At 63.1% G+C, this 1,720-nt stretch carries 3 protein-coding genes; all 3 read right to left on the bottom strand.

Annotated features, from left to right (window positions below; all coding sequences use genetic code 11):
• Nucleotides 1-157: 157 nt before the first annotated feature.
• Nucleotides 158-499 carry a hypothetical protein gene (locus AC1D0Z_RS21105; RefSeq protein WP_477660115.1) on the bottom strand — a complete coding sequence of 114 codons (342 nt, stop codon included), beginning with the start codon at nucleotides 497-499 and terminating at the stop codon, nucleotides 158-160.
• Nucleotides 496-933, bottom strand: coding sequence for a DNA polymerase III subunit chi (locus tag AC1D0Z_RS21100; RefSeq protein WP_477660114.1), 438 nt, complete (start codon nucleotides 931-933; stop codon nucleotides 496-498). The genes AC1D0Z_RS21105 and AC1D0Z_RS21100 overlap by 4 nt, the downstream gene beginning before the upstream one ends.
• The coding region (locus AC1D0Z_RS21095; protein ID WP_477660113.1) for a leucyl aminopeptidase at nucleotides 930-1,720 on the bottom strand (791 nt) is incomplete at its 5' end. The genes AC1D0Z_RS21095 and AC1D0Z_RS21100, both read right to left, overlap by 4 nt.

Below are 1,720 nucleotides of genomic sequence, written 5' to 3'. Positions count from 1 at the left end.
GAACATAACGCAATTTCCGGGCCCGCACCATAGCAACGTCCCTAGGTTAAATTCTGATAAGGGGGTTTACCCGGGGAGCAGATTGCCTAATGTGAATTTGTGTTTCGATGGTTGGGCACGGGAGAAAATTGTTTGTGGCAACAGTCGCGTGCGCGACCTAAACGTCCGTTGCTGGAGGCGTCGCGTCGCGCTTGAACGCCTGGCCGACGGACTGCCGTACAACGTCCTCTATTTCTTCCCGGAGACCAGSTACCAGCGTCTGTGTGTGCTCCAGGATAAGTTGTCCAACGACCTCCCGCAAACGCCGCTCAAGCACCAGATTTACCCGCTGCAGCACGCGCTGCACCATCTGTTCCTGAAGCTCCGAAGATGCAACAGGCGAAGCCGGCAAACCAGCGCCCGCCGGTTCAGCCGGCGCGGCCGGCGCAGGGGCCGCCATGGGCCGCACGACCTCCGTCAGCGTGGGCACAAAACGCGGTGGTGCGGGCGGACGGTTCATGCGCCCTCCCCGGCCGTCGCAAGGTCATGGCGTTTCATCGCATAACCCCTGTCGGTGTAGTGCTTCCAGCGGCTTCGCGCCGCAAGGCGGTCGTCGTCGGCCTGCGTCACGACTTCGATAACGCGTTCAAACCGTTCGAATTCAGCAGGTATGCCGTGCCCCAGATTGACCAGGACGCCGTAGTGTGGGCAGGCTGCGAGTGACTCGGCCAGCACCACCGGCGTTGCCGTCAATGTACTTTCGGGGGCGCCCGCACGGCAATGGGGCACAAACTCCGCAGGCGAAAAGTTCCAGATCAACTGGTCCAGTTCCGCCAGCACCGCAGAGTCCCCCGTCACCACAACGCTGGCGCCGCTCAGGTAGGCCTTGCGAAGCAACCGGCAGCTGTACGCCAGCTTGTCCGGTACGTTGAAGTGAAAGGCGATTTCAGTCATGCCCGGGTTTTGGATGCGGGTTTGCGCCGGGAAGCTGGTTTGGCTTTTTTGCCCGGCTCTTTGGCCGACGTCCCCGTCCCGGCAGGAATCACCTGGCCCAACAAGTAATCCAGCAGCAGTGGCACCGGCCGGCCGGTTGCGCCTTTGGCGGCGCCGCCCTTCCAGGCCGTTCCGGCAATGTCCAGGTGCGCCCAGGGAAAGCTGGCCGCGAACCGTTGCAGGAACTTGGCCGCAGTCACCGCACCGGCAGCACGCCCCGCCACGTTGGCGACGTCGGCGAAATTGGTTTTCAGCCCTTCCGCATAATCGTCATCCAGCGGCATCCTCCAGCACAGGTCCAGGGACGACTCACCGGCCGCCGACAAGGCCTGCGCCAAGCTGTCATCGCTGGAAAAAAGCCCGCTGCGCACGCCGCCGAGGGCAATCACGCAAGCGCCCGTCAGCGTCGCGATGTCCACCACGGCCCGGGGCTTGAAACGCTCGGCATAGGTCAATGCATCACAGAGCACCAGCCGGCCTTCGGCGTCCGTATTCAGGATTTCAATGGTTTGCCCGCTCATGCTGGTCACCACGTCACCGGGCTTGATGGCGCGGCCGCCCGGCATGTTTTCGCAGGCCGGAATCAAGCCCACGACGTTGAGCGCCGGCCGCAGCTCCGCGAGCGCCCGGAAGGTGCCCAGCACACTGGCGGCCCCACACATGTCGAACTTCATCTCGTCCATTTCAGCGGCCGGCTTGATGGAAATGCCGCCCGTGTCAAAGGTGATGCCTTTGCCGACAAGCACGA

It is taken from the genome of Polaromonas sp. P1_E3 (assembly GCF_056405935.1).
Note: the sequence above shows the minus strand (reverse complement) of the source record. Positions and strands in the feature narration are given on the sequence as shown.